Source organism: Paraburkholderia polaris, from assembly GCF_012927345.1.
GTDB lineage: Bacteria > Pseudomonadota > Gammaproteobacteria > Burkholderiales > Burkholderiaceae > Paraburkholderia > Paraburkholderia polaris.
Genome location: NZ_JABBGJ010000006.1, coordinates 168962 through 194239, shown reverse-complemented (window position 1 = coordinate 194239; position 25278 = coordinate 168962). Strand labels below are relative to the sequence as shown.

At 62.3% G+C, this 25278-nt stretch carries 24 protein-coding genes; 12 read left to right on the top strand and 12 right to left on the bottom strand.

The features are described from left to right. The 6 genes from HHL24_RS07515 to HHL24_RS07490 all read right to left on the bottom strand — a co-directional run bounded on the left by HHL24_RS07515 (position 1) and on the right by HHL24_RS07490 (position 5309). A complete protein-coding gene (locus HHL24_RS07515; RefSeq protein ID WP_206002748.1) occupies positions 1–606 on the bottom strand; it encodes a thiamine pyrophosphate-dependent enzyme in 606 nt (201 codons plus the stop codon). Continuing rightward, positions 603–1139 (bottom strand): thiamine pyrophosphate-binding protein, encoded by a 537-nt coding sequence (locus tag HHL24_RS07510; RefSeq protein WP_169484867.1) that lies wholly within the window; start codon positions 1137–1139, stop codon positions 603–605. Before HHL24_RS07510 ends, HHL24_RS07515 begins: the two co-directional genes overlap by 4 nt. 122 nt (positions 1140–1261) lie before the next feature. Then, on the bottom strand, positions 1262–2740 hold the full coding sequence (locus tag HHL24_RS07505; RefSeq protein WP_169484866.1) for an aldehyde dehydrogenase: 1479 nt from the start codon (positions 2738–2740) through the stop codon (positions 1262–1264). Positions 2741–2781: 41 nt separating this feature from the next. Continuing rightward, positions 2782–3555: a fumarylacetoacetate hydrolase family protein gene (locus tag HHL24_RS07500; protein WP_169484865.1), complete on the bottom strand. Its 774-nt coding sequence runs from the start codon at positions 3553–3555 to the stop codon at positions 2782–2784. Between the two features lie 19 nt (positions 3556–3574). Next, positions 3575–4225, bottom strand: a complete 651-nt coding sequence (locus HHL24_RS07495) for an RraA family protein (protein WP_169484864.1) — start codon at positions 4223–4225, stop codon at positions 3575–3577. Positions 4226–4361: 136 nt separating this feature from the next. Further along, positions 4362–5309, bottom strand: coding sequence for a LysR family transcriptional regulator (locus HHL24_RS07490; protein WP_169484863.1), 948 nt, complete (start codon positions 5307–5309; stop codon positions 4362–4364). 188 nt (positions 5310–5497) lie between these two features. On the opposite strand from HHL24_RS07490, the gene HHL24_RS07485 reads away from it, so the two are divergent. The 4 genes from HHL24_RS07485 (at position 5498) to HHL24_RS07470 (ending at position 10065) form a co-directional block, all read left to right on the top strand. Continuing rightward, positions 5498–6928, top strand: a complete 1431-nt coding sequence (locus HHL24_RS07485) for an aldehyde dehydrogenase family protein (RefSeq protein WP_169484862.1) — start codon at positions 5498–5500, stop codon at positions 6926–6928. A gap of 48 nt (positions 6929–6976) precedes the next feature. Continuing rightward, on the top strand, positions 6977–7891 hold the full coding sequence (locus HHL24_RS07480) for an NAD(P)-dependent oxidoreductase (protein WP_169484861.1): 915 nt from the start codon (positions 6977–6979) through the stop codon (positions 7889–7891). 175 nt (positions 7892–8066) lie between these two features. After that, positions 8067–9458 carry an aromatic ring-hydroxylating dioxygenase subunit alpha gene (locus HHL24_RS07475; RefSeq protein WP_169484860.1) on the top strand — a complete coding sequence of 464 codons (1392 nt, stop codon included), beginning with the start codon at positions 8067–8069 and terminating at the stop codon, positions 9456–9458. Positions 9459–9498: 40 nt separating this feature from the next. Continuing rightward, entirely contained in the window at positions 9499–10065 is a 567-nt protein-coding gene (locus HHL24_RS07470; protein ID WP_169484859.1) for a 3-phenylpropionate/cinnamic acid dioxygenase subunit beta, read from the top strand. A gap of 95 nt (positions 10066–10160) precedes the next feature. On the opposite strand, the gene HHL24_RS07465 is transcribed toward HHL24_RS07470, so the two are convergent. Then, on the bottom strand, positions 10161–10895 hold the full coding sequence (locus HHL24_RS07465; RefSeq protein ID WP_169484858.1) for a DUF2889 domain-containing protein: 735 nt from the start codon (positions 10893–10895) through the stop codon (positions 10161–10163). A gap of 127 nt (positions 10896–11022) precedes the next feature. Between HHL24_RS07465 and HHL24_RS07460 the strand changes: the two genes are divergently transcribed. Then, positions 11023–11823 carry an SDR family NAD(P)-dependent oxidoreductase gene (locus HHL24_RS07460; RefSeq protein WP_169484857.1) on the top strand — a complete coding sequence of 267 codons (801 nt, stop codon included), beginning with the start codon at positions 11023–11025 and terminating at the stop codon, positions 11821–11823. 104 nt (positions 11824–11927) lie between these two features. Here HHL24_RS07460 and HHL24_RS07455 read toward each other — a convergent pair whose 3' ends face one another. Beyond that, a complete protein-coding gene (locus HHL24_RS07455) occupies positions 11928–13577 on the bottom strand; it encodes an ATP-dependent acyl-CoA ligase (protein WP_169484856.1) in 1650 nt (549 codons plus the stop codon). A 141-nt stretch (positions 13578–13718) separates the two neighbouring features. Here HHL24_RS07455 and HHL24_RS07450 point away from each other — a divergent pair, with 141 nt between their 5' ends. The 5 genes from HHL24_RS07450 to HHL24_RS07430 all read left to right on the top strand — a co-directional run bounded on the left by HHL24_RS07450 (position 13719) and on the right by HHL24_RS07430 (position 18882). After that, positions 13719–14534, top strand: a complete 816-nt coding sequence (locus HHL24_RS07450) for a TetR/AcrR family transcriptional regulator (RefSeq protein WP_169484855.1) — start codon at positions 13719–13721, stop codon at positions 14532–14534. Positions 14535–14856: 322 nt separating this feature from the next. Continuing rightward, positions 14857–15939, top strand: coding sequence for an amidohydrolase family protein (locus tag HHL24_RS07445; protein WP_169484854.1), 1083 nt, complete (start codon positions 14857–14859; stop codon positions 15937–15939). Continuing rightward, complete coding sequence (locus tag HHL24_RS07440; protein WP_169484853.1) at positions 15936–16793, top strand: fumarylacetoacetate hydrolase family protein; 858 nt, start codon at positions 15936–15938, stop codon at positions 16791–16793. The genes HHL24_RS07445 and HHL24_RS07440 overlap by 4 nt, the downstream gene beginning before the upstream one ends. A 14-nt stretch (positions 16794–16807) precedes the next feature. Beyond that, a complete protein-coding gene (locus HHL24_RS07435; protein ID WP_169484852.1) occupies positions 16808–17710 on the top strand; it encodes a 3-hydroxyacyl-CoA dehydrogenase in 903 nt (300 codons plus the stop codon). Then, positions 17707–18882 (top strand): thiolase family protein, encoded by a 1176-nt coding sequence (locus HHL24_RS07430; protein WP_169484851.1) that lies wholly within the window; start codon positions 17707–17709, stop codon positions 18880–18882. The genes HHL24_RS07435 and HHL24_RS07430 overlap by 4 nt, the downstream gene beginning before the upstream one ends. Before the next feature lie 125 nt (positions 18883–19007). Here HHL24_RS07430 and HHL24_RS07425 read toward each other — a convergent pair whose 3' ends face one another. The 4 genes from HHL24_RS07425 to HHL24_RS07410 all read right to left on the bottom strand — a co-directional run bounded on the left by HHL24_RS07425 (position 19008) and on the right by HHL24_RS07410 (position 22486). Beyond that, positions 19008–19553, bottom strand: a complete 546-nt coding sequence (locus HHL24_RS07425) for a glutathione peroxidase (RefSeq protein WP_169484850.1) — start codon at positions 19551–19553, stop codon at positions 19008–19010. Positions 19554–19650: 97 nt separating this feature from the next. After that, positions 19651–20007: a nuclear transport factor 2 family protein gene (locus HHL24_RS07420; RefSeq protein ID WP_169484849.1), complete on the bottom strand. Its 357-nt coding sequence runs from the start codon at positions 20005–20007 to the stop codon at positions 19651–19653. A 79-nt stretch (positions 20008–20086) separates the two neighbouring features. Beyond that, entirely contained in the window at positions 20087–21118 is a 1032-nt protein-coding gene (locus HHL24_RS07415; RefSeq protein WP_169484848.1) for a hypothetical protein, read from the bottom strand. Between the two features lie 81 nt (positions 21119–21199). Then, entirely contained in the window at positions 21200–22486 is a 1287-nt protein-coding gene (locus HHL24_RS07410) for a cytochrome P450 (RefSeq protein ID WP_169484847.1), read from the bottom strand. Positions 22487–22742: 256 nt separating this feature from the next. Between HHL24_RS07410 and HHL24_RS07405 the strand changes: the two genes are divergently transcribed. Next, positions 22743–23732 carry a helix-turn-helix transcriptional regulator gene (locus tag HHL24_RS07405; protein ID WP_169484846.1) on the top strand — a complete coding sequence of 330 codons (990 nt, stop codon included), beginning with the start codon at positions 22743–22745 and terminating at the stop codon, positions 23730–23732. A gap of 124 nt (positions 23733–23856) precedes the next feature. Beyond that, positions 23857–25275, top strand: a complete 1419-nt coding sequence (locus HHL24_RS07400; RefSeq protein ID WP_169484845.1) for a LuxE/PaaK family acyltransferase — start codon at positions 23857–23859, stop codon at positions 25273–25275. Positions 25276–25278: the final 3 nt, after the last annotated feature.

Sequence of the window (25278 nt, the reverse complement as noted above, 5' to 3'; positions counted from 1 at the left end):
TCACAGCGAAGCGAAGCCGAGCGCCTGACGGAAGCGATTCTTCACGAAGACACCATCGCGCGAGGGCAAGGCACGCGGCAACTCATCGGCTTTGATATGCACCTGCGCGAAGTTCAGTCCGGTGCGCGCGTTGATCCGGGCGGCCAACGCCTCGACGCCGTCGAGCGAGTGAATTTCGGTAGCCTGTTCGATGCCGCATGCCCGCGCCACCTGCGCGAGCCTGGTCCCAAGACTGCTGTGGCTGCGCTGCATGCCTGTCTCGCCGAAGTGGCCGTTGTCCAGTACGACCACGCTCAGATTGGGCGGCTGTTGTGCGCCGACGGTCGCGAGGCTGCCGACGCCCATCAACTGTTCGCCGTCGCCGGTAATCGCGAGCACTGGGCGCTCGGGTTGCGCGAGCGCGAGGCCCAACGCAATGGAGGTCGAACCGCCCATTGCGCCCCAGAGATAGAAGTAGCGGTCCGAATCACCGGAAGCGAATACATCGTAGGTCGGCGAACCGAGACCTGTCACCACCAGTGCGTTCGGGCATAGCGCGAGCAGGCGCGCGACGAATTCGCGGCGATCGATCGACGCGGAAGAAACGATGGAAGAGGAAGTGTTCAATTACGTTCCCATTTTTTGCGTCCGATGAGGCGCTGCGACAGCAGCACGGCAACTTGCTGACCGCCTTCGAAGGCGGCGTCGAGTCCGGCGGACACCATGTCTTCGACTTCGTCAGGTGTCGAAGCGCGCAGGACGGTGATCCCCATCAGTTCGAGCGCCGCCTGGGTTGCCTGGCCCATCGGGCATTGCCAGGGGTTGAACTCGGCATACTCGCCACGCATTGTCACCAAGGTGAGAAACGGAAAGCGACAACTCTGTAGCAGCGAGAACATGTTCACGCAATTGCCGACGCCGCTACTCTGCATCAGCAGCACCGCGCGCTGGCCGCCGAGCCACGCGCCGCTCGTGAGCGCGACGCCTTCCTCTTCGGTGGTGAGCACGATGTCGCGCATCTGCGGGTCCTGCTGGACGCGGCGAATCACGTGCGCGTGGCCGGCATCCGGCACATAAGCGACTTGGCGTACCCCGCCACTTTTCAGAATGGAGAAAATGTTCTCCTGCCAGTTCGATACTGGCGACTCGATTGTGCTCATGTCTCCTCGTGAATCCGTGAATGTGTAGCGCTATGCTAGGGTGAGAGGCGGGTGCCGCGCCAATAACAAAGGTTGCTGGTGATATCAGCTTTTGGCATGGACGTGCGCGGCGCCTCGCGCCTTCAGCGCATCACAAACGGATTAGCGCTGCCCGCGCCCGTGTTGATCCACACGCTCTTGGTTTGCAGGTACTCGTGGATCGCCTGGGCGCCGTTTTCGCGCCCCAGGCCCGAGTCCTTATAGCCGCCGAACGGCGACATGAAACTGACCGCACGGTAGGCATTGACCCAGACCGTGCCGGCTTGCAGCCGCTCCGACACACGAAACGCGCGGCCAATGTCCGATGTCCAGACTCCCGAGCCGAGTCCGAAGCGCACGTCGTTGGCAATGCGCAGCGCGTCATCCTCGTCCCTGAAGCGAATGATTGAGAGGACCGGGCCGAACACCTCTTCCTGGGCGATGCGCATGCTGTTGTCGACGTCGCCGAAAATAGTCGGCTCGACGAACCAGCCGCGTCCGCATTCCGGCCGCGTGCCCGCGCTGCCGCCGAGCAATAGCGTGGCGCCTTCGGACTGTGCGGTATCGATGTAGCGCAGCACCTTGTCGTATTGGGGACGCGTGGTGATCGGGCCGACCTGTGTATCCGCCGACATCGGATCGCCCATGCGCGCCGTGCGGGCGAGATTCAACAATCGCTCGACGAATGTGTCGTAAATCGAGTCCTGCAGCAGCAACCGTGAACCCGCAATACAGGTTTGCCCGGTCGCGGCAAAGATGCCGGCGACCGCGCCGTTGACTGCATCGTCGAGATTCGCATCGGCGAACACGATGTTCGGCGACTTGCCGCCCAGTTCCAGACTCACGTGCTTGAAGTGGCGCGCGGCGGTTTCGTTGATCGCGCGTCCGGTGCTGTCCGCGCCGGTGAAAGTGATCTTGCGCACCAGCGGATGCTCGACGAGTGCCGCCCCCACATCGCGACCGAAACCGGTCACGACGTTGACGACGCCCGGCGGAAAGCCGGCCTCCTCAAACAGCTTGACGAATTCCAGCGTGGACGCCGAAGTGAATTCAGACGGTTTGATCACGACCGTGCAGCCTGCGGCGAGCGCCGGCGCGATCTTCCATGCGGTGAGCAGCAAGGGCGAGTTCCAGGGCGTAATCGCCGCGACCACGCCGAGCGGTTCATGACGTGTGAAATTGAAGAAGCCCTTTTTATCGAGCGGAATCACGCTGCCTTCGATCTTGTCCGCGAGACCGCCGAAGTAATAGAACCACTGCGGAATGTAGTTCAGTTGCCCGGCCATTTCGGCGAGCAGCTTGCCGTTGTCGCGCACTTCGGTGGCGGCAAGCTTTTGCGCGTCGCGTGCGATCAGGTCACCCAGCCGGCGCAGCAGCTCGCCGCGTTGCGTCGCGGTCAACTGCGGCCATGCGCCGCTCGTGAAGGCGCGGTGCGCGGCCTGAACGGCAAGATCGGCGTCGGCGGCGGAGCCTTCGGCGATTTCCGCCCACGCATCGCCGGTGTACGGGTTGTGCGATTCGAACCAGCGTTGGCTTTGCGGCGGCGTATCCTGGCCGTCGATGTAATGCACATAGCGTTCCATGTCGATTCCTGTTTCGAAAGAGGGCACGGCGGTGAGCCCGTTCAAGCGGCTTCGTCAACCACCGGATTGCGCAGCGTGCCGATGCCTTCAATAGTGATGTCGCAGACGTCGCCGCCATTAAGCGGCCCGACGCCGGATGGCGTGCCGGTGAGAATCACGTCGCCGGGCAGCAGGGTGACCGCCTGACTCAGATAGGACACGATGAAGGGCACGGAGAAGAGCAGGTCTGAGGTGTTGCCGTCCTGGCGCTTCGTGCCGTTGACGCTCGACTGCACGCGCAAATTACCTGCGTCGAGTCCCGTGGCGATGACGGGCCCAAGTGGGCAAAAGGTATCGAATGCCTTGCCGACCAGCAAACAGCCGTAACCCATTTCGCGGTTCTGGATCACGCGCTCGCTCACATCGTTCGCGCAGGTGTAGCCGAGCACGTAGTCGAGCGCATCGGCGATATCGATACGGCGACCCTTCTTGCCGATCACGATGGCCAGCTCCGCTTCATGATGGACCACCTGGGCCTCGCGTGGCCGGACGATGGCTTCATCCGGGCCGATTGCCGCCGTCGTCGGCATCATGAAGAACTGCGGAATCTCGGGTGTCTTCGCGCCGGCCTCGGCGATGTGACCGACGTAATTCATGCCGACCGCGAACAGTCTCGGGGCGGGCAGCGGGCAGAGGAGTTTCGCGTCGGCCAACGCATCCGTCGTGCCGACCGGCGTGATGCCGTCGAAGGGCGAACCGCTCAGGCGCTCCAGATGCTCGCCTTCGAGCACACCATAGTGAACGGCGTCATGCAATTGATAGCGGGCGATTTTCATGGGGTGTCCTGAGGGTGTGCTACAGCTTGCCGAACTCGAGGAAAGCGTCATACGGATCGCGACCGCTGCGGATGGCAGTACGCATGCGTGAGTCAGTGCTCATGGTCTTGACCGTTTCGGTGATGACAAACTCCGCGTGTTCGCGCTCGATCAGCAGCGTCCCATCGCGATCGCCGAGAACGTAGTCGCCAGGCGACACCGTCACGCCGCCGATGACGACCGGCACGTCGGTAGCTTCCAGGCGCCAGCTGCCGACGATATCGATCGGGCTGGTATAGCGGGCAAAAACCGGAAAGCCGATAGCTTCGATTTCGTCCGCGTCGCGTGAACCGCCGTCGATGTAATAACCGCGGATGCCGCGTTGCTTGAGGGCCTCGGCGGCGAGATCACCCATTGCCGAGCGCGCGTGGTCATGCGGCTGGCACACCACGACGTGGTCGCGTGGCGCACCCGAGAGAACCTTGGCGATGAACAGTTCGAGTGATTCGCTGACCGAGATAGTCGGGTCGGAGCGGCCGGTGACGGTAAATACCGGCCCGGCGAGTTTCATATTGGGTGCGAGGCCCTTGATGTCGCGCGGCAGTTCGTGGACGGGCAGGCCGTGGATGCGCAGAACGTCAAAAAGGCCGGGCGTGTTGCAGGTGGCCAACTGATCGGCGAGTGAGGTCATTGGAGTTCTCTTTGCCAAAGGGCGAATAACGCGGATGTGCGCGCACGGTGTCTTGTCTCCTGGCGGTGCATCCGCGGCTAAGGGATTCTAGGAGCCGCATCGGCGGCATGTCGAATCACAAAAGTTGATGCTTCGATCAATCCGGGGTATGGCTGGGCCCGATCCACCGGGCGCCTGCCCACTCGCCGCTGCAAGCGATCTCTCTCACGCAGTTCTGCAGCACGGTGGTGGCGCATCTAACCGCTGTTGAGGACCTTCTTGTCGTCGGGATTGCCAGATAAATCCGCCTTAAAAAGGCTTCTCCGTCGATCCGCGCCGCGCTGAACACGCCACGCTCTATCTCCTGCTGAACGGCGACACGAGGCATGACCGTCGCGCCGTATCCCTGCGCAACTAGCGCTTTCTGCACACTCAAAGCATTGGTCTCGGCAGCAAAGGTGATCCCGACTCCGGCTACCGCGCAGGCATGTTCGACGAGACTCCGTAGCCGATGGGGCGCACTCGGCAGAACCAGTGGCGCGTCTCCAAGTGCCGCAACGGAAACCGGATAATCGTCGCTCAGGCCAATCGAAGCCAACCCGACAAGGCTCAGCGACTCTTCGACCAAAGGCTTGACATCCAGAGCTGGCGAAGCTGCCGGGTCATACAGCAGCGCGGCGTCGATCTCGCCACTTTCCAGCCAGCGCAGCAAATGATCGGTATAACCCACTGACAGCGACACCCGTATCTGCGGAAATGCCCGCTGCAAGGCGCCCACCAGCGGCGCGGTCAGCAACTCGCAGCTACTGGGCAGCAAACCTAAACTTACCGCGCCGGACACGAGCCCAGGCGTCGGCCGGATCTCCTGCTGCGCCGATTCCAACTCACGCAACGCTCGCCGCGCTCGATCGAGCAGGATATGACCGGCTTCGGTCAACTGCATGCCGCGGCGATCGCGCTCGAATAAGGGTGCGCCTACGTCGTCTTCGAGCAGCTTCAATTGCCGCGACACCGCGGGTTGCACGATATGCAGCAACTCGGCGGCGCGCGTCGCACTGCCTGTGTCGGCGATCGCAAGGAAAGTGCGGATCTGGCGGATATCCATGGCAAGTCCAGTAGTTCAAACACATGCTGCACGCAATCGACAATCACGCATGTCAGTGCGTGATATGGCGATCAGTTTTTGTCATTCGACAACGAATTGCACGCAATCCTAAGATGACTCCCTGCCAAAACACCATCGCGTTCAGCCGAGCGTTTACGCGAATGCTGCGCATATCGGAGACAAGCCACATGACAGTGAAGCCCAACCTCATCGGCGGGGAATGGCGCGAAGGATCGCGTTCGATCGAGAGCATCAATCCGTCGGATATACGAGAAAGCATCGGGCATTACGCGCTCGCGGACGCGACGCAAATGCGCGAGGCGGTCGCTGCGGCACGCGCAGCGCAACCTGCGTGGAGCGCGACAACGACCCAGGTGCGTAGCGATCTTTTGCTGAAGACGTCGATCGAACTCGCTGCCCGCAAGGAGGAAATCGGCGAACTGGTGTCGCGCGAAGCGGGCAAGACGCGCGCGGAAGGCATCGGCGAAGTGTTGCGCGCCAGTCAGATCTTCCAGTTCTTCGCAGGCGAAGCCGTGCGCTATGGCGGCGAGAACCTGCCGTCGGTGCGCCCCAATATCAACGTGCAGATCAGTCGCGATCCGGTGGGTGTCGTTGCGTTGATCACACCGTGGAATTTCCCCATTGCCATTGCCGCGTGGAAACTCGCGCCGGCCCTCGCGTTCGGCAACACCGCTGTGCTCAAGCCTTCGGAAGAAACGCCCGGCGTCGCGTGGGAGCTGTTTCGCGTGCTGGAGCGCAACGGCTTGCCGGCCGGCGTCGCGAATCTGATCAACGGGCGCGGTGCGGATGCCGGTGAGGCGCTCGTCGAAGGTGTCGATGCACTGAGTTTTACCGGCAGCGTGCGCACCGGCCGGTGTCTCGCGCAAAGCGCGATCGCCAACATGGTGCGCGTTCAATTGGAAATGGGCGGCAAGAATCCACTCGTCGTTCTCGACGATGCGGACCTGAGCGTGGCGGTCGAATGTGCGCTCAACGGCTCGTTCTTTTCGGCAGGACAGCGCTGCACCGCATCGAGCCGCCTGATCGTGACCGAGGCGATCCACGACCGTTTCGTCGACGCGCTGAAGAAACGCATGCGCTCGTTGAAGATCGGCCATGCATTGACAGCCGGCACGGACATCGGCCCGCTCATCAACCAGCGTCAACTGGACATAGTGCAAGGCTATATCCAGACCGGGCGCGACGAAGGCGCGGAACTGGTCGAAGGCGGTCAGTTGCTGCAGTCCGGTACGCCCGGCTTCTTCATGCAGCCCGCGTTGATGACTGCCACATCGAACAGCATGCGCATCAATCGCGAGGAAGTGTTCGGTCCGTTCGCGACGGTCATCCGCGCAGCCGATTACGACGAAGCGCTGGCGCTCGCCAACGACACCGAGTACGGCCTTTCGGCGGGCATCTGCACGAGCTCGCGCAAGTACGCGAGCCACTTCCGCCAGCACGTCAGAAGCGGCCTCGCGATGATCAACCTGCCGACTGCGGGCCTCGACTATCACGTGCCGTTCGGCGGCACCAAGGCGTCGAGCTACGGCCAGCGCGAGCAGGGCACCTACGCTGTGGATTTCTACACGAACAGCAAAACGGCCTACGTCGGTTACTGAACCGGCCGGCCCTCTCTGATAACGATGGACGACAACAGGACCTGAGTGATGGAAAAGATCGGATTTATCGGCCTCGGCCGCATGGGCAAGCCGATGGCGGCCAATCTGCGCAAGCAGGGCTTCGAGTTGGTCGTGATGGATTTGAACCGCGCGGCCGTGACGGAACTGGTGGAGTTGGGTGCGCGCGCCGGCGAAAGCGTCGCGCAGATCGCGCGCGATTGTTCGATCGTCGTGACGATGCTGCCGAGTTCGGTGGAAGTGGAGCAGGTTGCACTGGGTGCCGACGGCATCTTCGCCAACGCCGCGCGCGGCAGCGTGCTGCTCGATATGAGCACGATCGATCCGCTCGCTACTGACCGGCTGGCAGCGCAAGCGCGTGAACATGGCCTCTCGGTGGTGGATGCGCCGGTCGGCCGTCTCGCCGAGCATGCGGATCGCGGGGAATCGCTCTTCATGGTGGGGGCGAGCGACGCGGATTTCGCCCGCGTCAAACCCTTGCTCGACGCGATGGGCACCGCCGTCTATCACTGCGGCGCCGTCGGCACCGGTGGGCGTACCAAGCTCGTCAACAACTACGTCGCCGTCACGCTGTGCCAGGTGAATGCGGAGGCGCTTGCGCTGTCGCAGCGCTTCGGCCTCGACATCACGAAGACCTTGCAGGTGCTCTACGGCACGTCGGCGAGCAACGGCCAACTGCGGATGAACTTCCCGAACAAGGTGCTCGTGGGCGACACCACACCGGGCTTCACAATCGACCTCGCGCACAAGGACATGGCGCTGGTGCTCGGCGCCGCGCACGCAGCGAAGGTCCCGATGCCGGTGGCGGCAGCCGTGTTCGAGTCGTTCAGTCTCGCGCGGGCAAGTGAATATGGCCGCATCGACTTTTCCGGCATTGCCGACGCGATCTGCGATCTGGCGAAGATCGAACGGGCGCGTGTGCCGAAGGGCTGGACCGCTTCCTGAATATGAAGACATGGCTTGCAGACTCATGACGAAGACCGGGCGCGGGCAGGCATGAACGTGCCCGCTTCGCACCCCTAGGGGATTATCCGGATCAAAAACTCAAATATGTACACAGATGGTAAAAGTGTTTATATTAACAATTCAACCCCTCGAAGGGTAAGTCAAGGAGACAAGCATGTTGACGCAGACCAGTCCCACACTGGCGGACGGCACCAAGGTCGCTGATCTGGTGAACGTCGAAACGCGAGAGGTGCAGATGCGCACGCTCTCGGACCCCGAACTGTATGAGCTGGAGATGGAGCGGATTTTCGGCAAGACGTGGCTGCTGCTCGGCCATGAAAGCGAAATTCCGAACTCCGGCGACTTTATGGTCCGTGACATGGGGTCGGACTCGGTGCTGGTCACGCGCGACAAGACCGGCGAGATTCACGTCATGTTGAACGTGTGCTCGCACCGCGGCATGCGCGTCTCCACGCTGGACGCCGGCAACACGCAAATCCACACCTGCATTTACCACGGCTGGGCGTTTCGTCCGAACGGCCAGTTCCTCGGCGCGCCGGTCGAGAAAGAATGCATGCACGGCAAGATTCGCAGCAAAGACGAGCTCTCGCTGAAAAAGGCGCGGATGACGCTGTACGGCGGCCTGATCTTCGCGACCTGGAATCTGAACGGCCCGTCGTTCGACGAGTTTCTCGGCGATGCGAAGTGGTATTACGACATGCTGTTCAAACGCAGCGACAAGGGCATCGAAGTGCTCGGGCCGCCGCAGCGCTTCATCGTGCGTGCCAACTGGAAAGCGGCGGGCGAACAGTCGTCGGGCGACGGCTATCACACGCTGACCTTGCACCGCTGGCTCGGCGAAGTGGGCGCGTATTCGAAGAAAGATGAGAAGGGCGGCGATCTGAGCCCAGAAATGTATGGCGTCGAAATCAGTTCGCCGCACGGCCACGCACTGCGCTGCATCGACCTCGGCCGCAAGATTCGCCGTCTCACCGGGCTCGACCCGGATCAGTTGACGGTCGAACAGAAGCTCGACGTGCTGCCGCCCGCAGGTATGACCAAAGAAATGGTCAGCCAGCTCAAGCGCAATCTGAACGAAGGCCAATTGCAGGTGCAGACCTCGATGCCGCCTCAAGTGGGCGGCATGTTCCCGAACGTGCTGTTCGGCTTCCTCTATATTCCGCAGGCCGACGGTTCGGTGATCGGCTCGATCACGCTGCACGCCTATATTCCGCGCGGACCGGACAAGCTCGAGTTCGTCAACTGGGTCTTCGCGGAAAAGGACTGTCCGCCCGAGGTGCGCGAGCAGATGCTCAAGCAGACCATCCAGTTGTTCGGCACGTCGGGCATGGTCGAGCAGGACGACTCCGACACATGGCCGCATATGACGCTCGCAGCGAAGGGCGCGCAGGGCAAGAGGCAGACGCTCAAGTATCAGGCGATCTACGAAACCGGCGCGCCGGCGGGCTGGCCGGGTCCGGGCATCGTCAACGAAGGCTTCACGAAGGACGATACGCAATGGCACTGGTGGCTGCACTGGCGCGAACTGATGACCTCGGAAAGCTGAGCGCCACGCGCCAATCAAAGCCATTCAAGGAGACAGTGTGATGAGCGAAGTAAAAGAAGCCGTAGACCGCGCCGCAGTGCCGCAACGCGCTCGCGTGCCGCTCGGTTCAGCCGTATATAACGCCGTGGTCGAGTTCCTGTACGACGAGGCGGTGCTGCTCGATGAGATTCGCCTGGAGGAATGGGGCGCGACGCTCGCCACCGATCTCGTCTACGCGGCGCCGCTGCGGCAAACCCGGCCGTATGCACAGCATGAGTCGTCGGTGATTCGTACGATGCAGCACTATCACGACAACTATCGCTCGATCATGGGCCGCATCATGCGCCTCACGGGCACCAAGAGCGCGTGGGCCGAAGACCCGCCGTCGCGTACGCGACGTCTTGTCACCAATGTGCTGGTGTACGAAGGCGATGCAGCCGGCGAATACGTAGTGCGCAGCAATCTGCTGGTGACGCGCAGCCGATTCAACTTTGACGAGCTGGATCTGATCAGCGGCGAGCGCCATGACGTGCTGCGCCGCAGCGACGACACGTTCAAGCTGGCGCGCCGCGAGATCATTCTCGATCAGGCCGTGCTGGGTACACCGAATCTGGCGATCTTTCTATAGTCGCCACGCGGTTTCTTGAGGCTTCGCGAGCCAAGGAAGTTGCCCCTGTTTCCAGGGGCTTTTTTTATGGCTTGCGATTTCTAATGTCTAGTGGCTCATTCGTCGAAGGCTAGCCACGCCTGATCGTCCGCGCACAGGTCGGCGGGGCGAGTGGCGAAGTCCAAAGTCGACCCGACGATGCGAATCGCCTGTTCGGCTCGCACCGGCTGCTGGGCAAAACAGTTACCGTTGGGGCGCGCATGCACCTGAGCGTCGAGATTCATGCCTCGCCCTTTGGCGATGCCCGTCGCGCGTCTGAGCACCAGCGCCGCTTCGGCTTCTTCGCCCGATAGCGTAGTCAGCGCCCAGCGCGCCATACCGTGGTACAGATCGATGCCCGCATACGGTGGCGGTCCCTGAATCACCGTGCCCAAAACATTCCATTCGAGTAACAGGACGCCGTCACGCGCGAGCGTCGAATGGGTGCGATCGTTTACCCGCATCGGCACCTCGATGTCGTATTGACGTCGCAATGTGCCTCGCGCCGCTGTGGCGATCGCCAGTCCGGAGAGTTCGAACAAATGGGTGCATTGCTCGCTGGCGTCGGTTATGCGCGTGACCTCGTGGGCCGTTTGCGTGAGCGTCATGCCGACCAGCGCCTGCAATTGCCCAGCGGCTTGCGCACACAGCGTATAGGGACGGCGCGGCGATGCGGCCTCGATGGAACTCACCTGTCCATGCGCGCTGGTGACTTCGACGCGGAAGTGATGAAAGTCGTCTTCGAGTGCCGCGCGCGTCACGTGCTGTGACGTCTCGGTGCGACTACGGATGACGATGCGGCGCCTGAACATGAAGAAACCCTCGAAAACAGTGTAAAAACAGCAGCGACGCCTCGATTGCGACCTGCAAAATGCTGACACCTTTATTCTTAAAGTGTACGATATAGCAAATTGTGTTCAACAAACAGGAGGCGTCGGCATGGCATTGCTTAAGGAGAGAGTGAGTCTCGTCACGGGTGCCGGCGGCGGCATTGGCCGCGGCGTTGCGCGGGCATTCGCGCGCGAAGGCGCGGCCGTGGTGATTGCCGAGATCGACGAGAAAACCGGCTCGCAAGTCGAGCGCGAAATCAAGGAGCTCGGCGGCCGTGCACTGTTCGTCAAGACCGACGTGACCAGCAAGGCTTCGATAGAGGCAGCCGTGCAGAGCACGGTGGCGCGCTTCGGCAGCATCGACATTCTCGTGAACAACGCCTTCATTCCGACGCCCAACGTGTTGTTCGAAGACAAGACCGACGAGATGTTGCAGCAAACGCTGACCTCGTCGCTGTGGGCCACCTGGTGGGCCATGCGTGCGGTCATGCCGCATATGCGCGAGCGCCGCTGGGGCCGCATCGTCAACTTCTATTCGATCGACACCGAGACCGGCGCATGGCTGCATGCCGATTACAATACCGCCAAGTCGGGCATCGTCGGTTTGACGCGTAGCGCGGCTTCGGAGTGGGGACGCTTCAATATCACCGCGAACGCGATCGCGCCGACCGCGATGGGCGCGACATTCTTCAAGCTGGCCGAAGAGAACCCCGGCTTTGCCGAACGTTCGGCCGCGGCACGTCCGCTTGGCCGTTGCGGCGATCCGGAAGAAGATATCGGACCGGCTGCGGTGTTTCTTGCGTCGGAGATGTCGCGCTTCATCACCGGCGAGACACTGCACGTGGACGGTGGCCTGCATTTGCCGGGCTACAACTCGCGGCCGGCCAATGTGCCTGTGCGCGAGTATTGAGTGACGTTCCAGGCACGCGGCTGAGTACGAAAGCCGATCGTATGTAAAGCAAAAGGGGCCCCGCGGGCCCCTTTACTGCTAGTCACTGACGAAACTGAACACGGTCAGCGTTTGGCCACCTTGATGTCGGTCGCCTCGATGTCCCAGGTGGACGCCGTCTTACCCTCATCGCGCAGCTGATACTTCAGAATGCGGCCTTGCGGGTTTTTCGGCAGCGTCTCACGAAACTCGATGTAGCGTGGCAGGGCGTAATATGGAACGGCGTCCGTGGCCCAGTGGAACAGGGCCTCGGCGGTGAGGGCAGCACCCGGATTCAGAATGGCGGTGACTTTGACGTCGTCCTCGCCTTTGTCCGATGGCACGGCATGGACCGCGACCTCAGCGATATCGGGGTGGCGTGCAAAGGCCGATTCCATCTCGAAGCTGGAAATATTTTCGCCACGGCGGCGCAAATAGTCTTTTTTGCGGTCTACGAAATAGAAGAATCCATCGTCGTCGAACTTGCCTATATCTCCGGTATGGAACCACATGTTGCGCATCAGCTTCAGCGTCTCCTCGGGGCGGCGCCAGTAGCCCATGAACATGATGTCCGGTCGCAGCGGACGGCAGACGATTTCGCCTGGCGTATTGGCCGGCAGCTCGCGGTCGAGATCGTCGACGATTCGCACGTCGAAGTCGGCTATGCGTTTGCCGGACGAACCGGGCGCCGCGTATTCGCCACCCGGCAGCGAGGTGATCACGCATGCTTCCGTGAGGCCGTAGCCGTTGCCACCGACCTGTCTCGCGCCAAAGCGCTCGCGCCAGACCTTCTTGTTCTCTTCAGTGAACGGATTGCCGCGCACCGTATGAATCTGGCCGAAGCAGCGCTTTGCCGCTTCGTGGTCCGGCGCATTGGCGAGCAGGCCGCCCATGCCGCCGAGAATCGACGCAATGGTCGCGCCGCTGCGCTCGACTTCGGGCCAGAAATTGGACACCGAGAAACGCGGAATGATCGCCACGCGCGCGCCGACCAGAATATTCGACAGGATGCCCACCGCCAGCGCGTTCATGTGAAACAGCGGCAGCGGCGTGATCGTCACGTCGTTGGCGCTCGCGGGGCCGGCGCGCAATTGCAGGCGTGCCAGATTGCACATGAAGTTGTAGCTGATCATGCAGCCCTTGGACGGACCGGTGGTGCCGGATGTGTAGATCAGGCTGGCGAGGTCCCACGGGTTCGGCTTGCGCTCGAAGGGCGTGTCGTCGTGGCCGCGGTGGGCGTCGAGCGGGGCAAGCGGCAACGGTCCGCAGGCGGTGGCCGTGACGGTGGCGGCGCCCGCATCGGCGCTGCGATACAGCACCTGCTTCACTTCGGACAATTGCGCCGCCACGGCGGCGATCCGATCGAGATAATCGGCTTCGCAGATCACGAGTGGCGCGCCGGCGTCGGCGATCTGATGGCGCAGAAATTCGCCGCGCAATGCCGTATTGATCGGCACGCTGACCGCGCAGAGTTTGTTGACCGCGAGCCACGAGATCACGGCGTCGATATTGTTGTCGAGCATCGTGACGACGGTTTGCCCGGCCTGAATCCCGAGCGACGCCAGCGAATGGGCGAGGCGCGTGGAAAGACGGTCGACGTCCGCGTAGGTGTAGAGCGCACCCGCAAAGTCGAGCAGAACCCGGTCCGGATGCGCCGCGACGGCGCGCTCGAGTGCGGCGATAACGGTGTCCTGCTCGCCGAGCGACCACGTCTCTGCTCTTCCCATACCAGCCATATCAACCTCTTTCGAAAATGAACCGGGCATGAACCGGGCAGCTCGCCCTCAAATTCTAACCCCAGAATTGAATTCTAGTGTTTGTATTCCGATCCTGATCTGCGGGGAAACCCGCACACTTTTCTAAAAACTGATCAACTTATGGCTAAACAGACCACTTCACCGAAAGCCGGCACGTCGAAGATCGCTGTCAAACAGCCGGCGAAGAAACGCGCCGTTGCTGAGAAGAGCAGCAAGAGCGCGGCGCAGTCGGTGGCGCCGGCGCCCACAGCACGCAAGAGCCGCGCGCCTGCCTTGCAAGCCGCGCCCGCAGTGCCTCCAGCGCCGGCCGCCGCACCCGCTGCAGCCGCCGCTGCGCCGCGCCGCCGGCGCAGCAATCGCCGCTCCGAGCAGACCATCGACAACATCTTTGCGGCGACGGAAAAGGTCGTGCTGGAATCGGGCGCGGACCGTATTTCCATTCTTGAAGTGTGCGAAACCGCCGGCGTGTCGCGGGGCACGTTCTACCGTTATTTCGCCTCGCAGGACGAACTGCTCGAAGCGTTTTCGCGCCACAAAAGGGAGAATTTCCACAAGTCGCTGGCCGAACTGCTGGTGCGCTATCAGGATCCGGACGAGCGCTTCGACGTCGTCCTCAACTACCTGCAGGACTACCTCGACGCGGGCAATTCCCGGCGCATGTTGCTGGTTGCACCGGAGTTCGCACTGCGTTTTTTCAAGCGCATCTTTCACGACGCCGTGGTGCGCTTTCAGGACTTGCTGTCGCCGGTGTTCGACGCATGGGACGAACGTCTGGGCGTCAAGCTCGATCGCGAACTACTCTGCGATCTGCTGATCCGTTTCGTCATGAGCGAACACCTCGTGTCGAGCGAATCCGAGCGGGGCGCGATGCAACGCCGTATCGGCCGTCTCATCGATTCGATCCGCTTTGGCGGCGTCACGCGCGCGCGCCGGTGAGGATATGACGTTTGCGAACGTTGCGGCTTGCTCGACCATTTTGCGGCCGGCTTTCCGGCCGCGGTCGGCGCGTCGCCCTGCAGGAAAGCCAGTGGCTGCAGAGAGGGAAGGCAAACGCAAGGCAAGCAGCGAGTGACCCACGAGGAATCCATGAGGAGCCCGAGTAAACGTTAATTTGAACACAATTGCATTAAATGACTAACATTGGCATGATGTCGAACAGTCTGATCTGCTTCGCGCATCTGGCTTTCGTGCGTCCGGGTGTCGGTGAACCGCAGACAGGTCTATCCCACATCTGCGCCGTCGAGCGCCAGGAGACATCATGCTCATCGACCTTCATGCCCACGCTCCGCATCCGGGCTACTACAACCAACACCCCCACTGGGGCCCGTTCTTCGAACAGCACGAGGACGGCGACGTCAAGCTGCGGGTGGGCGACTGGATCCTGACGCTCGGCTCACCGGAGCGCAAGGCAGCCGTACGGTCCGGCAAAGGGCTGAAGCTGGACGAGTACTTCGCGCGCTGGGCCAATCCGAACGTACGCCTCGCCGGCATGGATGCCGCCGGCCAGAATGCCCAGGTGGTGTCGGTGCCGTCGCATTGCTACATGTACTGGGCGGAAGCGGACTTTTCGGTGCGCTACGCGAAGACAGTCAACGACACGCTCGCCGAATACTGTTCCGCCGCGCCCGATCGTCTGATGTTCTGGGCGCATGCGCCGCTGAACGTGCCGGAAGAGGCCGCGAAGGAAATCCGCCGCGCGTGCGGTGAACTCGGTGCGAAAGGGCTCGTGGCGGGCGGCGCCAATTTCGGCGGCCTTGAATTCGATTCGCCGGAACTCGATCCGGTCTGGCAGGCGCTGTGCGATCTCGACCTGCCGATGTTCATCCACGGCTACAACCAGTCGGTTACGTGGGGCAAGAAGGCCAACGAGGACCGCTACGAAACCACGGCGATTGTCGGTATGCAGTACGACGAAACGCGCTGCTTCTGGAATCTGATCTGCGGCGGCGTATTCGACCGCTTCCCGGATCTCAAGGTGTACATCACGCACGGCGGCGGCTACGTGCCTTACCAACTTGGCCGTCTCGCGCAGTGCAATACCAATCTCGACTTCGCGCACAACAAGAAGCCGGTGCTCGACTATCTGAAGAACTTCTATTTCGACGTCGAGTTGCATGAAGTGCCGATGCGCCAGGCGCTGGTCGACATCATCGGCGCAGACCGGATTCTGTACGGCAGCAACTTCGGCGGCAGCGATGCGGTGCGTCACGATCTGACCGACGGTCTGCGTTTGTCGGACGAATATCTGCAAAAGATCCGCTGGCAGAACGCCTGCAAGCTGCTGCATCTCGACCCGGCGAAGATCGGCGTGCCGGCGCCGAAGCAGGCGGTGAGCGCATGAAGCTCGCGCGCTGCACGGACGGTGGCGCGCCGTTCTGGGTCGTGGTGGATACGGAACGCGGCGAAGCGACCCCGATCGCCGGTTCATTCGCCGAATGGGCGCCTGCACTCACCGCAAGACCGGAGAACGGCGCCGCCGCGCTCAAGCTCGCAGGTGCGCCGCGCAAGCTGGGCGAGTTGCGCCTGCTGCCGCCGGTTGAGCGAAGCAATCGCGTCGTCGTCGCTGGCGCCAACTATGCGAAGCACCTGAATGCCGACTTCGGCATGAAGAGCCATAGTCAGCCAGTGGCGTTCCTGAAGGCATACGGCGCGCTGATTGGCGCGCGCGATCCGATTCGCTATCCGCCGCTCACCAAAGAACTCGACCACGAAGTCGAACTGGTCGCGGTGATCGGCGCGCGGCAAGTGAACCGCGCCGATCCGCTCGGCAGTGTGCTGGGTTACACGGTGGGCAACGACGTCAGCGCGCGCGATCTGCAACGTAGTGGGCCGCCGGGCGTCGGGATGGATCTGTTCGCTGCCAAGAGCCAGGATCGTTCGACGGGCCTCGGCCCCTGGATCGTCACGCGCGACGAATTCGCCGCCGGCAGTCCGGCGTTGCGCATGACCCTGAAAGTGAACGGCGATACGCGGCAGGATGCATCGTCGGGAGAGATGACGTGGGACGTGGCGGCGCTGGTGCGCTTCGTTGACGAGCGTTCGAGCTTTGAAGCGGGGGATGTGCTGTTCACTGGCTCGCCAGAGGGCACGGGCCAGGGTACGGGCCGTTTTCTGAATCCCGGCGACGTGGTGGAAGCCTCGATCGAAGGCATCGGCACCTTGCGCAACGTCGTATCAGCAAACGAATCAGCATGAAGGGAGACAGCGGTATGACTTTGAAGAACAACAAGGTGGTGGTGGTCGGCGCGGGTCTGATGGGCACCGGCATCGCGCATGCGTTTGCGAGTTCGGGTTTCAGCACGACACTCGTCGACACGGACAAAAATGCGCTGGAACGCGCCCACAAAGGCATCGGCAAGATTCTCGACGACGGTGTGCGCCTCGGTAAATTCCAGGTTACTGCGGCCGACGCCGCCAAGGCGCGGCTCGCCATCAAAACCGATCTCGCTGCCGCCGCGAACGGCGCGCATCTGCTGATCGAAACCGTGTCGGAGAAACTGGCGGTCAAGCAGGCCGTGGTCGCGCATGCCGCAGACGTGATGGCCGACGGCGCGCTCTACGCGACCAACACCTCGGCGCTCAGCGTGACCGAGATCGCCACGGCGGTGGCGCATCCGGAGCGCGTGATCGGCATGCATTTCTTCAACCCCGTGCACAAGATGAAGCTGGTCGAACTGGTGCGCGGCCTTGCTACGAGCGACGAAACCGTGGCGCTCACGCGCGAGTATTCGGACGCAATCGGCAAGACGTCGATCATCGTCAACGAGTCCCCAGGCCTGACGACGAGCCGCATGTCGGCACTCGCCGGCAACGAGGCGATGTGGATGTTGCAGGAGGGCGCGGCCAGCGCGGAGGATATCGACACCGCACTGCGCCTCGGCTTCAATCATCCGATGGGACCGCTCGAGCTTGGCGACCTCACGGGCTGGGATACGCGCCTGTCGGTGCTGAGGTATCTCCATCAGACGCTCGGCGACAAGTTTCGCCCGTGTCCCCTGATCATCAAGATGGTGGCTGCGGGGCGCCTCGGCCGTAAGACCGGCCATGGCGTGTATCGCTACGAAGACGGTCAGCGGGTGCCCGGATCGGGTCTGAAGGGGAGTTCGCTATGAGCAGCGATGTCGTGATCGTGGGTGCGGCGCGCACCCCGATCGGCAAGTTTCGCGGCTCGCTTGCGGGTGTGCGCGCCGATCATCTTGGCGCGCATGTAATCGATGAACTGGTCAAACGCGTGGGGCTCGCACCGGAGGTCGTCAACGACGTGATCTTCGGTTGCGTCACGCAGATCGGCGAGCAGTCGGCCAATATCGCGCGCACGTCGTTGCTTGGCGCGGGTTGGCCGGACAGCATTCCGGGCCTCACGATCGACCGCAAATGCGGCTCCGGGGAAGAAGCGGTGCACGTTGCCGCGGGCCTGATTGCATTCGGTGCGGCCGAGGTGGTGGTGGCTGGCGGCGCGGAAAACATGAGCCGCGTGCCGATGGGCAGCAATCGCGATCTGCATGGCGATGCGTTCGGCTGGATGGCGAGCGAAAGGTATGAGCTGACGAGCCAGGGTGAGGCAGCCGAGCGTCTGTGCGACGAGTGGAAACTCGCGCGCGAACAACTCGACGCGTTCGCGGTGGAGAGCCATCGGCGTGCGGCGGCCGCGGCAGCGGAAGGCTGGTTTGCCCGCGAGATCGTCCCGGTGCCGGTGCAGCGTCTGCGCGAGAAATCGCAGGAGAGCGAAGCAGCGCTTTTTTCCGCGGATGAAACGATTCGTCCCGGCACTCACGCCGATAAACTCGCGACGCTGAAGACGAGCTTTCGCAGCGTTGGGCGGCTGACGGCCGGCAATTCATCGCAGATATCGGATGGCGCGTCGGCCCTGCTGCTGATGTCCGCCAACAAAGCGAAGGCACTCGGCGTGAAGCCTCGGGCACGTGTGCGGGCGGTCGCCACCGTCGGCGCCGATCCGACGTTGATGCTCACCGGTCCTATTGCCGCGACGCGTGAAGTCCTGGCGAAGGCAGGGCTCAGTATCGACGATATCGATCTGTTCGAAGTCAACGAAGCCTTTGCGTCCGTGCCGCTCGTGTGGATGAAAGAACTCGGCGTGCCGCATTCGAAGCTGAACGTGAACGGCGGCGCGATCGCGCTCGGCCATCCGCTGGGCGCGAGCGGGGCACGCATCATGACCTCGATGCTGCATGAACTGGAACGGCGTGGCGCGCGCTATGGCTTGCAGGCAATCTGCTGCGCGGGTGGCCTCGGGACGGCGACGATTATCGAGCGGCTGGACTGAAGCGCGAGCCGGCATATCGCGGAAAGTTCTGGAAAGCAAACGGCGCGCTATAAACAGCGCGCCGTTTTTGCATGCGGCCGAAATAAGCGACTGAAATCAGCCGCTGAAATCAGTCAGCCTCGCAGTTACTTCGCGAGTTCCGCGTCGATCGCCGCCACGAGGCGCGGATCGTCCGCCGCCACATCGGGGGCAAAACGCGCGACCACGTCACCATTGCGGTTCAGTAGAAATTTTTCGAAATTCCACAGCACTTCGACCGGATCACCCGATTCGATGCCATAGCCTTTCAGGCGCTCACGAAACGGCCCGTCGCCGATCGCCGACGGTTGCGCGCCCGTCAGTGCCGTATACAGCGGATGCTTGTCTTCACCGGTCACCGAAATCTTCGAGAACAGCGGGAAGTGCACGTCGTAGCTGGTCGAACAGAACGATTTGATTTCTTCGTCCGTGCCAGGCTCCTGGCCCTTGAAGTTGTTAGCCGGAAAACCCAGTACTTCGAGACCGGCTGCGCGCTTGTCCTGATAGAGGCTTTCCAGCCCCGTGTACTGCGGCGTTAGCCCACATTTCGACGCTACATTGACGACCAGCAGCACTTTGCCGCGATACTGCGCGAGGTTGCCGGGTGCGCCGTCGATAGTCGTAAGGGGAATGTCGTAAATCGATGTGCTCATTGCGAGTCCTCTGGTTGCAGACAGATGAAAAAACGCTGACTTGCACTGTACGTGATTCTGTTCGATCGCGTGCGGCGTGCTCTCGGGCGAGCGTGGACTACTGCTTGATGAAGTAGCGCACGAATAGCTGGCCGGCTGCGAAGCGAAATAGCTCGACCGTTTCGATCACGCGCTCGGTGCCGACCACCACGTTACGCACGTAGCAGGCAGCTTCGTTGCCTTTGATGATCTTCGCTACCGGTTCGGCGCGGATATTCGCCCGCTGGTTTTCCCACATATGCTCGAGTACGGGCCAACCGTCTTGTGGCGGACGGCCGATGTATTCGATCGTGAGTCCTGCGGGCGCGACGCGTCGATAAGCATCGAAGAATGCAGTCTTGTTGCCGGCATTCCAGTGTTCGGTCTGGTCGTGAAGGAAGGCTGCGATGGATTCGGTGGTTTCGGTAGTGGACATGGTCGCTTCGTTTGAAAGGAACGGGCCTTCGTGCTTCAAAGACGCTTCAAAGACGCTTCAAAGACCCATCGGGGACACGTCAAAGATCCGCGCCGCGCACATTGCGCGCCGTGCCGTTGCGTCGATCGGATTCGCCCCAACCGAGCCAGCGATCCGGCTCGCGGGTATCGCCGACGCGGCGCCAGCGGCCTTCCTGCTGCGCCGTAATCGGAAAGCCGCCGACGAAGTCGATCATCTCGCCTTTCGGGCAGGGCAGATACTCCCACTCCTCATGCCCGTCGAGGACGATACGCGCGCTTTCGACGAAGTAGCTGCCGTCCTTGTGCGTGACGCTGCCTTCGATATCGGAGGTGGTGCGGATTTCGCCCTTGTGGTTCTGGAAGATCGCATAGCCGAGATTGTCGTGACCGACCATGAAGGAGCCCGCGTCCCACGTACCGTCCTTATAGACGGTCGCGAACGACCACCAGATCACATGCATCTTGTTGTTGACGACCAGGTCCTTCTTGAAGTGGATCGCGCCGCCTTCGGCCATATACGCCTGGTCGAAACACATCAAGCCTTTGACCTTGCGGCCGTCGCACGTGCCGGCGATATCGTAGATCTGCGAGACATAGAACGTGCCCCATTCTGAGCCCGGCAGATACCACTGCATGCCCTGGCCGAGCAGTGGGCCGCTCAGATCGAACAAGCCGTCTTCCTGCCAGCTCAGGCGTTCGCCGGATGCCGTCAACTGCCATGCAGCGCCCGCTTCTCCTTCGAGGCTCGACCAGCAGGCCGTATCGCCGTCGAGCCAGCGCCTCGGGAACAGCGTCATCGCGCGTGGTTCGATACGCGATTTGTCGATGCGCAGATGCCGGCCGTCCACCTGCGTCGACAGGTAAACGAATTTGGTCGGATTCGGCATGCTGCCAGGTTCGTTGACGGCGCGCACGAATGCATAGATTTCACCGTCTTCATCACGCACGCAGCCGAACGGCATGCCCTTGGTCAGCTGCAGCCCGTAAAAGCCGCGCAGGTCGTGCATCGCGCGGCCGCTCACTTTGTGGGGCGCGACAAGGGTCTGGAACGTGAAATTGCCGCGCTCGGGAAGAGTGTTGAAATGCTTCATGGTCTTTTTCGAGGGAATTCGTGCTGTAAGGATGCGCAAGATGCAAGCGCGTCGATAGAAAACGCGTTATTAGTCCAAGAATCAGTCCCAGACGACCGGCACGGACTTCGCTCCACGCAACTGGGCACCGGCAATTTTCGGGGCCGGTTTGCTGGGGTCGAGCCGCACGTTCGGAAACAGATCGAGAATCGCATTCACCGCGCACTGCAATTCGACCTTGGCGACAAACTGTCCGATGCACATATGCGTGCCGAAACCGAAGCCGAACGAGGGCTTGGGTTTGCGGTCGATATCGAAGGTATCGGGGTTGTCGAACGCATCTTCGTCGCGGTTCGCGGAGATCACCATGCACTGCACCAGCGCGCCCTTGGGCACCTTCACGCCGCCGATCTCGACGTCGCGCGCCGCTTGCCGCACCTTGAAGGTGGCGACCGGTTCGAAACGCACGGCTTCGTCGATCAGACGCGGTATCAGCGTGCGATCGTTGCGCACGCGCTCGACCAGTTCCGGACGCTCGAGCAGCAGCGCCATGACCGAGCTGAAAGTGCGCGTGGTGGTCTCGCCGGCTGCGGGCAGCAGGGAGCGCACGAAGGTGGTCACCTCGTGATCGTCGAGCATGTGGCCTTCGTACTCCGCGCGCATGAGGCGGCTGATCAGATCGTCGCCGTGGGCGCCTTCGGCGCGGCGCTGCACCACGACTTCTTTCACCGCGTCGTAGAGATGCTTGACGGCGGCCCCCGCGAGCGGCCCGTAAATCTTGATCTTCTCCGGGTCGATCTGATTGCCGGCCACCATCGAAAGCGCCCATGTCGCGTATTGATTGAAGCGGGCGGTGTCGTCCGTCGGGAAACCCATCAGCGCGTACATCTCGCGAATCGGGAAGTACAGGCCGAAATCCATCAATTCGGCCTGCTTGTTCGGCACCAGCGGCTCAAGAAAATCCTGACGGATCACGCGGTCGAGTTCGGGCCGCCAGCGGTTCACCGTCTCCGGCATGAATACAGGCTGCAGCAGGCCGCGCGCGCGGCGGTGAGCGTCGCCGTCCATCGCCAGCACGATCAGGCCGTCGAAGAACGCGCCGAGACCCTCGGCGATGAAGCCGCTGGTGAAGGTCGTGGCATCCCGCATCACGGCCATCACGTCCTGATACTTGAAGAGCGTCACCGCGCATTGCGCCGCCTTGGCGCCCGCATTGGTCGGCACGCCGAGCCTTGTGGCGACGAAATCGCCCTGCATCACGGGCTGCGTATGGCGCATTTCGCGGCACAGCGCCTGCAAATCGAGGTCAGGGCCCCGGAAGGTGTCGGAGACGGCGTGATAGGCCGCCTCCAGATCGAGCGTGAGGCCTTCCTGCGTGGGCGCGTTCATGTGTCTCCTCATGTTGTCTTCTTTCGGCCCGGCTGCCTGATCGGGTAAGGGGGTAAGGCGGCAATGGGACCGCGTGATGTGAGCGGACGCGATGTCCGTCTTGCTCTGCAGCTTAGCGAGCAATGACCGCGCTGTCCGCCGGGTTCGTTTGACGCGTCGTCAAACTGGACGCGATACGGGTTCATCGCTATAGGCGTGGCCGCCCCGATCGGCTTATATAGACATATTGCGTGCAAATGTTCATATCCAGGTCACGATGTCGTACGCTCAAACGGTGGGCCCGAACGTCTCAGATCTCTACACCGTGGCCGGCGGCGGCCAACTGGTGCGTCGCGAGCGCATGGCGCCGCCGCATTTGTCGGTGGACGCGCATCTGACCACGCCATCGATCGAGGTCAATGTGCGCACGTTTACGCTCGACGGCCCGCTCAATGCGGTATTCCGTCCGTCGATGGGCTATCTGGACCTGTCACTCGATTCGCGCGAACGCGGCGCGTGCGGCGCCTTTCGCGGCACTCCTGGCGGCGGCGCCGGGGAAACGGCATTTGGCCGGCTGGGCGAGAGCGTGCTGGTGCCGCCCGGTCAGACCTTCCATGTGCGTTGTGATTCGATGCAACGTCGCGTGGTCTGCTGCATGTTCGAGCCCGCGCGTTTCGACCAACTGCGCGACTGGCAATGGGATGCTGCCCGGCTCGAACTGTGCCGCGATTTGCGGGTGACCCAGGTACGCGACGCGATGCTGCAACTGGCCGGTGAAGCGCTGAGTCCAGGCTTTGCCAGCGCGGTGCTCGCCGAAAGTCTGTTGATGTCGATGCTCGTGCATATCGCGCGGCATGTGCGCGGTATCGATCCGCGCGCGAACCCGGGCGAGGGCAGCAAGCTTGCGCCGTGGCAGTTGCGCCTGATCCGCGAGCGCGTTGAGGGCGCATACGGACCGTCGCCGGGTGTGATCGAACTGGCGCAGGCATGCCGGATCAGCGCGCGGCACCTGTCGCGCATTTTCAGGAACAGCACCGGCATGACGTTGAGCGCGTTTATCGCCGACGCGCGCATCCGCCAGGCCAAAGGACGGCTGGCCGATCCAGACGTGCTCATCAAAACGGTTGCATACGAATGCGGCTTCACCCACTCCGCGGCATTCGGCGCGGCGTTTCGCAAGGTCACCGGTCGTACGCCGCGCGCCTATCGACTCGATCTGTTGGGCTTGCGGACGGCTCCCGGACACGACATGTCCGTTCGACGATAGTTTGACCGCGCAGCGCGACAACTAGAGATTCTGTTCGGCGGCTCGTTTTCATAGCATTCAGACACGCACCGCGAATCATTCCGCGCGCGGTCCGAATAGTCCAGACAGCCCGAACGGAGACACCATGTCCACGCTGTATACGCAGCTCCTTGCCGATCCCGCCGCACTCGTCACCGCGTGCTATGACGACGCCTTCCGTTTCACCCAGCAGCAGATCCACGACATACAACTGAGCGGCGCACGCCGGCGGTTCGGCGAAATGCGCGCGAAGATTCCGGTGCTGGGGCGTCTCGCCGCGGAACAGGGCATCGACACGATCGAGAGCATCGACGACGTCGCCCCTTTGCTGTTCGCGCACACGGTGTACAAATCGTATCCGCTGTCGTATCTCGAGCGCGGCCAGTTCGACAAACTCACGCGCTGGCTCAACGGTTTGACCACGGAAGACCTGAGCCACGTCGACGCATCGGGCATCAAGCTGATCGACGACTGGATCGATCTGCTCGACGCGCAAACGAATCTGCGCGTGTTCCATACGTCAGGCACCACGGGCAAGCTGTCTTTCCTGCCGCGCACCGACCGCGAGTGGCGCCAGAACATCACGCTATCGGCGAGCCGCATTCGTGACTGGCGCGGTCCGGGCAGCGGTCCGGATTTGATTGCCAACCCGCGTCCCTTGATTGCGCCGACCTATCGCAAGGGCGCGAGCGCCGCCGCGCGCGGCAGCGGCTATCAGATCGAGATGTACGCGGGCGGCGAGCATAACGCATTGTTCATGTACCCCGAGGCGCGTTTTTCCGCGGACGTTGCCTCGCTATCGGGCCGTCTCGCCGCAGCCGAGGCCCAAGGCGAACTCGGCTCGCTGCACATCTCCGAAGCCTTGCTCGCCAAACGCGAGGAACTCGTGCGAGTGGAGCGCGAACGTCCGGAGCAACTGCGCAAGTTCTTTGCCGAAGCGATCGCCCGCTTCGCCGGCCGTGACGTCTACATGGGCGCGGTCTGGACGATCCTGTACGAGACTGCCGCCGAAGGTCTTGCCCGAGGCGCACGCCAGGTATTTGGCCGCGGCAGTGTGTTGCATACGGGCGGCGGCAAGAAAGGCAAGAACATGCCGGACAACTGGCGCGAGCAACTGGTTGAGTTCCTCGGCTTCGACAACTTCTACGAGTTTTACGGCTGCAGCGAACAGATGGGTTTCTGCATGCGCTGCGAGGAAGGCCACTACCACGTACCGCCCACCACCATCGCGTTCCTGCTCGATCCGGCGACCGGCAAACCGCTGCCACGCAAAGATGGTATGACGGGCCGCTTCGCTTCGCTCGATCTGTCGCCGAGCACCTACTGGGCGGGCCTCGTGACCGGCGACGAAATCACGCTGCACGGTTACGAGAAACCCTGCAAGTGCGGCCGTAGCGGCCCCTATCTGCTGGCCGCGATCCGCCGCTACAGCGAGAAGGAAGGCGGCGACGACAAAGTGATTTGCGCCGGCGCCCCGGCCGCGCACGACGAAGCGCTTAACTTCCTGACCGAACTTTCCGAGTAAGCC

Bases quoted from the DNA above. Each gene is read 5' to 3' on its own strand.
- HHL24_RS07500 (WP_169484865.1), bottom strand. From the start codon at position 3,555: ATGAAAATCGCCCGCTATCAATTGCATGACGCCGTTCACTATGGTGTG.
- HHL24_RS07490 (WP_169484863.1), bottom strand. From the start codon at position 5,309: ATGGATATCCGCCAGATCCGCACTTTCCTTGCGATCGCCGACACAGGC.
- HHL24_RS07445 (WP_169484854.1), top strand. From the start codon at position 14,857: ATGCTCATCGACCTTCATGCCCACGCTCCGCATCCGGGCTACTACAAC.
- HHL24_RS07415 (WP_169484848.1), bottom strand. From the start codon at position 21,118: ATGAAGCATTTCAACACTCTTCCCGAGCGCGGCAATTTCACGTTCCAG.
- HHL24_RS07475 (WP_169484860.1), top strand. From the start codon at position 8,067: ATGTTGACGCAGACCAGTCCCACACTGGCGGACGGCACCAAGGTCGCT.
- HHL24_RS07405 (WP_169484846.1), top strand. From the start codon at position 22,743: ATGTCGTACGCTCAAACGGTGGGCCCGAACGTCTCAGATCTCTACACC.
- HHL24_RS07400 (WP_169484845.1), top strand. From the start codon at position 23,857: ATGTCCACGCTGTATACGCAGCTCCTTGCCGATCCCGCCGCACTCGTC.
- HHL24_RS07410 (WP_169484847.1), bottom strand. From the start codon at position 22,486: ATGAACGCGCCCACGCAGGAAGGCCTCACGCTCGATCTGGAGGCGGCC.
- HHL24_RS07440 (WP_169484853.1), top strand. From the start codon at position 15,936: ATGAAGCTCGCGCGCTGCACGGACGGTGGCGCGCCGTTCTGGGTCGTG.
- HHL24_RS07455 (WP_169484856.1), bottom strand. From the start codon at position 13,577: ATGGCTGGTATGGGAAGAGCAGAGACGTGGTCGCTCGGCGAGCAGGAC.
- HHL24_RS07485 (WP_169484862.1), top strand. From the start codon at position 5,498: ATGACAGTGAAGCCCAACCTCATCGGCGGGGAATGGCGCGAAGGATCG.
- HHL24_RS07510 (WP_169484867.1), bottom strand. From the start codon at position 1,139: ATGAGCACAATCGAGTCGCCAGTATCGAACTGGCAGGAGAACATTTTC.
- HHL24_RS07470 (WP_169484859.1), top strand. From the start codon at position 9,499: ATGAGCGAAGTAAAAGAAGCCGTAGACCGCGCCGCAGTGCCGCAACGC.
- HHL24_RS07505 (WP_169484866.1), bottom strand. From the start codon at position 2,740: ATGGAACGCTATGTGCATTACATCGACGGCCAGGATACGCCGCCGCAA.
- HHL24_RS07425 (WP_169484850.1), bottom strand. From the start codon at position 19,553: ATGAGCACATCGATTTACGACATTCCCCTTACGACTATCGACGGCGCA.
- HHL24_RS07480 (WP_169484861.1), top strand. From the start codon at position 6,977: ATGGAAAAGATCGGATTTATCGGCCTCGGCCGCATGGGCAAGCCGATG.
- HHL24_RS07450 (WP_169484855.1), top strand. From the start codon at position 13,719: ATGGCTAAACAGACCACTTCACCGAAAGCCGGCACGTCGAAGATCGCT.
- HHL24_RS07430 (WP_169484851.1), top strand. From the start codon at position 17,707: ATGAGCAGCGATGTCGTGATCGTGGGTGCGGCGCGCACCCCGATCGGC.
- HHL24_RS07435 (WP_169484852.1), top strand. From the start codon at position 16,808: ATGACTTTGAAGAACAACAAGGTGGTGGTGGTCGGCGCGGGTCTGATG.
- HHL24_RS07460 (WP_169484857.1), top strand. From the start codon at position 11,023: ATGGCATTGCTTAAGGAGAGAGTGAGTCTCGTCACGGGTGCCGGCGGC.
- HHL24_RS07495 (WP_169484864.1), bottom strand. From the start codon at position 4,225: ATGACCTCACTCGCCGATCAGTTGGCCACCTGCAACACGCCCGGCCTT.
- HHL24_RS07420 (WP_169484849.1), bottom strand. From the start codon at position 20,007: ATGTCCACTACCGAAACCACCGAATCCATCGCAGCCTTCCTTCACGAC.
- HHL24_RS07465 (WP_169484858.1), bottom strand. From the start codon at position 10,895: ATGTTCAGGCGCCGCATCGTCATCCGTAGTCGCACCGAGACGTCACAG.